Annotated in this window: 4 protein-coding genes; all 4 read right to left on the bottom strand. The window is 60.2% G+C overall.

Annotated features, from left to right (window positions below):
• Positions 1–2,203: nitrite reductase large subunit NirB (gene nirB, locus JJ869_RS21330; protein WP_292270517.1), on the bottom strand; the 2,203-nt coding region annotated here is incomplete at its 3' end.
• A gap of 4 nt (positions 2,204–2,207) precedes the next feature.
• Positions 2,208–3,893, bottom strand: a complete 1,686-nt coding sequence (locus tag JJ869_RS21325; protein WP_292270514.1) for an ABC transporter ATP-binding protein — start codon at positions 3,891–3,893, stop codon at positions 2,208–2,210.
• Positions 3,894–3,936: 43 nt separating this feature from the next.
• A complete protein-coding gene (locus JJ869_RS21320; protein WP_292270511.1) occupies positions 3,937–5,013 on the bottom strand; it encodes an ABC transporter permease in 1,077 nt (358 codons plus the stop codon).
• A gap of 102 nt (positions 5,014–5,115) precedes the next feature.
• On the bottom strand, positions 5,116–6,000 hold an 885-nt coding region (locus JJ869_RS21315), incomplete at its 5' end, for a CmpA/NrtA family ABC transporter substrate-binding protein (protein ID WP_292270508.1).

Raw genomic sequence — 6,000 nt, 5'->3', positions numbered from 1 at the left:
TGAAAGCGACCGTGACATCGATGGCCTCGGCTTCGGTTGGAACGTCGCAAAGCCGCTCGGTCTCTTTCACATCCATGCCAGCCGCACCGGCAACCCCGACTTGGTACCCGCTGTCCACACAGACGATACCCACATCCTTGCAGGTGGCCTCCGCACAGTTGCGCGGGCAGCCCGAGACCGCCAGCTTGACCTTGTGCGGTGTCCAAGACCCCCAAAGCGTCTGCTCCAACTTGATGCCAAGCCCGGTGCTGTCCTGCGTACCAAATCGGCAGTGATCGGTGCCCACGCAGGTTTTCACCGTGCGAAGCCCCTTGGAATAGGCGTGCCCGGACACCAGACCGGCCTTGTTCAGGTCGGCCCAGATAAACGGCAGATCCTCGCCTTTCACACCCAGCAGGTCGATCCGCTGCCCACCCGTCACCTTGACCGTCGGCACATTGTACTTGTCCGCTGCATCCGCGATGGCGCGCAATTCGGTCGGGGTGGTGATCCCGCCCCACATCCGGGGCACGACGCTGAAAGTGCCATCCTTCTGAATATTGGCGTGTTTGCGTTCGTTGACGAAACGGCTTTGCGGATCGTCCTGATACTCAAGCGGCCAGTCGGCCAGTAGGTAGAAGTTCACCGCAGGGCGGCAGACATGGCAGCCATTGCGGGTCTTCCAGCCCAACTCCTGCCAGACGGCTTCCTGCGATTTCAGCTCTTGCGACTTGATCAGACGGCGCACGTCCTCGTGGGTCAGGTCACAGCAGCCGCAGATGGGCTGTGCTGCGGGCTTCTGGAACTGGTCTCCCAGCGTTAGCTGGAGCAGCTGTTCCACCAGCCCTGTGCAGGTGCCGCAGGAGGCGCTGGCCTTGGTTGTGGCGCGCACGGCACCCAGATCAGACGCTCCCCCTTCAATTGCTGTGACGATGGTCCCTTTGCAAATGCCGTTGCAGCCGCAAATTTCCGCCTCAGGCGGCAATGCTGCAACGGCTGAGAGAGGGTCCACAGAGGCACCCCCCTGGTAGGCAGGGCCAAAGATCAGCGTCTCGCGCATCTCGGAGATGTCTTGGCCCGACTGGATCAGGCCAAAGAACCACGTACTGTCGACTGTGTCGCCATACAGGACAGCCCCGACAAGCCGCGTGCCTTCGATGACCAACCGCTTGTAGACGCCGCGGGCGGGGTCACGGAACACAATGTCTTCGCGCCCCTCCCCGTCAGCGAAATCCCCGGCGGAGAACAGATCACACCCCGTGACCTTGAGTTTCGTCGACAGCGTCTTTTGCTTGAAATTCGCTGCTTCGCCCAACAGCGTCTGGGCCGCAACCTTGGCTTGGTCGTAAAGCGGCGCGACAAGCCCAAACAGCGCGCCGTCATGCTCGACACATTCTCCGATGGCCAGCACATTTGCGTCCGATGTGAGCATCTGGTCATCGACATGGATGCCCTTGCCCACAGCCAGACCGGCACCTTGCGCCAGCGCGACATTTGGTCGGATGCCCACCGCCATCACCAGCAGTTCGCAGGGCAGTTCCGTCCCATCATCCAGCAACAAACCCCGTACCCTTCCAGCGGCACCAAGAATTTCCTTGGAATTGGCACGCAGCCTGACGGTGATGCCCTTGGCCTCAAGCGAGGATTTCAGCAGGTACCCTGCGGCTTCGTCCAACTGCCGTTCCATCAGGTGGCCCATGATGTGGACGACCGTGACCTCCACACCGCGCGCCGCCATGCCAGCAGCGGCTTCCAGCCCCAGCAGACCACCGCCGATCACCACTACCTTCTTGCCCGGACCCATGGCCATCATGGCTTGGGTGTCTTCAAGATCGCGATAGGCGATGACACCCTCAAGATCATGTCCCGGAAGCGGGATCATGAACGGGGTCGACCCGGTGCCGAACACCAACTTGTCATAAGTCAGCACATCGCCGTTCGCTGCGGTTACGGTCTTGGCCGAACGGTCGATCCCGGCCACGGCCTCGCCAAAGCGGCAGGTGATACCGCGCGCGGCATACCACGCGTCATCATGGGTGATGATCTCGTCGTAGGTCTTATCCCCCGCCAGCACAGGGCTGAGCATGATCCGGTTGTAATTGCCACGCGGTTCCGCGTTGAACAGCGTGATGTCGTAGGCGTCAGGCGCTGCGTCCGTCAGATGCTCCAGCATCCGCCCTGTCGCCATGCCCGCACCGATCACGATAAGCTTCTGTTTGGTCATGAGATCACTCCGCCGCGACCGCTTTGGGGGCCGCGAGTTTGGACTTGGGCTTTGCGCCGTGTTCATACTCTTCAAGGAAATCGAGTACCTCCTGGCGGTAACTGTAGTAGTCAGGATGTTCGAGAAGCGCCTTGCGGGTCCGTGGGCGCGGCAGGTCCACCGGAACGATCTTGCCAATGGTGGCCTGCGGTCCGTTGGTCATCATGACAACGCGGTCGGCCAGCAGGATCGCCTCGTCCACGTCATGGGTCACACAGATCGCGGTGACCTTGGTCCGGGACCAGACCTCCATCAGCACTTCCTGCAATTCCCAGCGGGTCAGACTGTCAAGCATGCCAAACGGCTCGTCCAGCAACAGCAGTTTCGGAGACAGCGCAAACGCCCGCGCAATGCCAACCCGCTGCTGCATGCCGTTCGACATGTCGCTTGCAGGCTTGTCCATCGCATCCGCCAGACCAACACGCTCGAGGTAGTATTCCACCACATCCTGCCGCTCGGCCCTAGACGCTTTGGGGTACACCTTGTCGACCCCGATGGCGCAGTTTTCGCGTGCGGACAGCCAGGGAAAAAGGTTCGGGGACTGAAACACCACCGCACGTTCGGGATCCGCGCCTTCGACATGGCGACCATCCAGCTTGATCGCGCCTTTCGAGATCGAATTCAGACCGGCGGCCATTGTCAGAACCGTGGACTTGCCGCACCCCGAATGGCCGATCAGGCTGACAAACTCGCCCCGATCAATCTTGAGATCGAAATCCTCGACCACGGTCAGCGGCCCTTTTGGCGTTGGGTAGACCTTGTGCAACTGCGAGAAATCCAGAAACCGGCTTTCGATCAGACCCTGCTGTGCGTCTTTCACCGCCGCTGGCAAACCGTGGATCGGGGTTACATTCGGCAAGTGCCGCGTCCCCTCGATCTTGGCCTCGATCCCCACATCCATCAGGTATTTGGTGACATCCGCGCGCAACCGCTTGAACGTGACGTTGGTGTTCATCTCGATCCGGTCGCGCGGACGCGGGATGCTGACCTTGAACTCTTCGCCCAATGTACCGTCCGGGTTCAGCGCGATGATGCGGTCGGCAAGAATGATCGCCTCGTCCACATCGTTTGTGATCAAGACGCAGGTTTTCTTGTCGGATTCCCAGATGCCTTCGATCTCATCGGCCAGATTGGCCCGTGTCAGTGCATCCAGCGCAGAAAGCGGTTCGTCCAAGAGCAGCATCTCGGGGTTCATCGCCAAAGCACGGGCCACGTTGACCCGCTGCCGCATACCGCCCGACAATTCCGCCGGACGGCGCGTCGCGGCATGGCTCAGACCCACCATCTTGACGTAATGCGCGACCTTTTCGGCCTTCTCGGCTTTGCTCAGATCGGGAAACACCGTATCCACGGCCAGTCCGACATTCCCATTCACCGTAAGCCACGGCATCAGCGAATAGCTTTGAAAGATCACGCCTCGTTCCGGGCTTGGTTCGGTAATCGGCGCACCCTTGAAAGTGACCGTTCCCTTGGAGGGTTTCTCAAGACCGACCATCAGGTTGATCAGAGTTGTCTTGCCCGTGCCGGAGAACCCAAGAAGGACAAGGAACTCGCCCTCCTGCACATCAAGGGTGATATCCTTGAGAACATGGGTGGCATGGGTGCCAGTCCCAAAGCTCTTGCTCACGGAGTTGAGTGTCAAAATACCCATGGATTTGTCCTTTCGCGCGACTGCTTCGCTGCTTGAACGCGGATCATCGGGTGTTCGTGAAAGTGAAGAGCGACTGCAGAGCATACATCACGCGGTCCAGCAGGAAGCCGATGACCCCGATGGTCAGCACGGCAACCATGATCCGGGCGAGGCTCGAACTCGAACCGTTTTGGAACTCGTCCCAGACGAATTTGCCAAGACCCGGGTTCTGCGCCAGCATTTCCGCCGCGATCAGAACCATCCAGCCCACACCCAGCGACAAACGCAGCCCGGTAAAAATCAGCGGAAGCGCCGAGGGCAGGACCAGTTTGGTGATCTTGGTCCAGGTGTTCATCTTGAGAACCTTGGAGACGTTCACGAGATCCTTGTCGATGCTCGCGACACCCAGCGCGGTGTTGATGAGCGTCGGCCAGAGCGAACACAACGTGACGGTGACAGCCGAGATCACAAAGCTTTTCGGCAAAAGACCGTCATTCGAGGCGGCAAGCGCCGATACGATCATCGTGACGATCGGCAACCAGGCCAGCGGCGAAACCGGTTTGAAGATCTGGATAAGCGGGTTCAACGCCGCATTCGCGATGGGCGACAGACCTGCAGCGATCCCAAGCGGCACCGCAACCACGGTGGCAATCAGGAAGCCAAAGAACACCGTCTGGATCGAGGTCCAGATCTGCTGGTAATAGGTCGGCGCCCCGGTATAGGCGCGGGCCACCGCCTCTTGACCCTGTTCGATGCGGCGTTCGTTCAATTTGGCCACCTGCGCTTCGAACTTGGCCTTGCTCTCGGCTTTGGCCTGCGCGTCTTCATGCAGGGTGATGGCTTCGGCCCAGACTTGCGCCGGTCCGGGAACCGCACCCAGCGACGTCTGCACCTTTGGGGCCAGTACACCCCAGAGCATCAGGAACGCGAGAATGGCAATGACTGGCACCGCCAGAAGACGCCAGATTTCCTTCATCTGCGCCGCCGGGTTGTCGCCAGCCGCCGCCTTCAGAACCGGTGTCAGCCACGACAAGCCCAGAACCTGGAACCATTTGTCGGCCGCATTGATGCGAGTGAAAAGCCGGGCGCGGCGCGCGGCGCGGTCTTCTGTTTCAGCGAAATTGGGATCGACGGTTGTCATGTCTTGCACGTCCTCATCGGCGGGAGCGAAATGCTCAGGGCTGGACCCGGAGCCTGGATTTCACGGAAGGATGGGTCCGGGCCGAAGCCCGGACCCGTCTCGTCAGCCTTTGACCTCGTTGCCGACGACCATCTGTTCGGCTTTCAGGCCGATGGGCAGGCTTTCGAGATAGGCATTGGGTGCGCGGCCATCATAGGGAATGCCGTCGATGATATCCGCAGCAGGCGTCGGCTCCTTGTAGCCATCGCTGTCCCACGGAAAGTCCGCTTCATTCGCAAGCCCCTGATCCACCAGAAAACGTGCGGCCTGCAGGTAGATCTCGGGCTTGTAGACCGATTTCGCGACCTCGTCGTACCAGCTGTCCGGTTTGGCCTCGTCGATCTGGCCCCAGCGGCGCATCTGCGTCAGATACCACACCGCGTCCGAATAGAACGGATACGTCGCGTTGTAGCGGAAGAAGACGTTGAAATCGGGAATGTCGCGCTTGTCGCCCTTTTCGAATTCGAAGAACCCGGTCATCGAGTTGGCAATCACCTCGTAATCCGCGCCCACGTATTCAGGACGGCTCAGGATCTCCACCGCTGCAGGGCGATTGGCGTTGTCGTTCTCGTCCAGCCAGATTGCCGCGCGGATCAGCGCTTTGGTGATGGCAAGCGTGGTGTTTGGGTTCTGTTCGGTGAATTCCTTGGCCAGGCCGAACACTTTTTCGGGGTTGTTCTTCCACAGCTGATAATCGGTGATGACCGGCACGCCGATGCCTTTGAACACCGCCTGCTGGTTCCACGGCTCGCCCACGCAATAGCCGTGGATCGTTCCCGCCTCCAACGTGGCCGGCATTTGCGGCGGCGGCGTCACCGAAAGAAATACTTCAGCGCCGATCTGACCCGAGATGTTCTCCGGGCTGTAATATCCGGGATTGATCCCGCCCGCTGCCAGCCAATAGCGCAGTTCATAATTGTGGGTCGACACCGGGAAGACCATGCCCAT

The sequence above is a fragment of the Marivita sp. genome (genome assembly GCF_017643905.1).
Lineage (GTDB): Bacteria > Pseudomonadota > Alphaproteobacteria > Rhodobacterales > Rhodobacteraceae > Marivita.
Note: the sequence above shows the minus strand (reverse complement) of the source record. Positions and strands in the feature narration are given on the sequence as shown.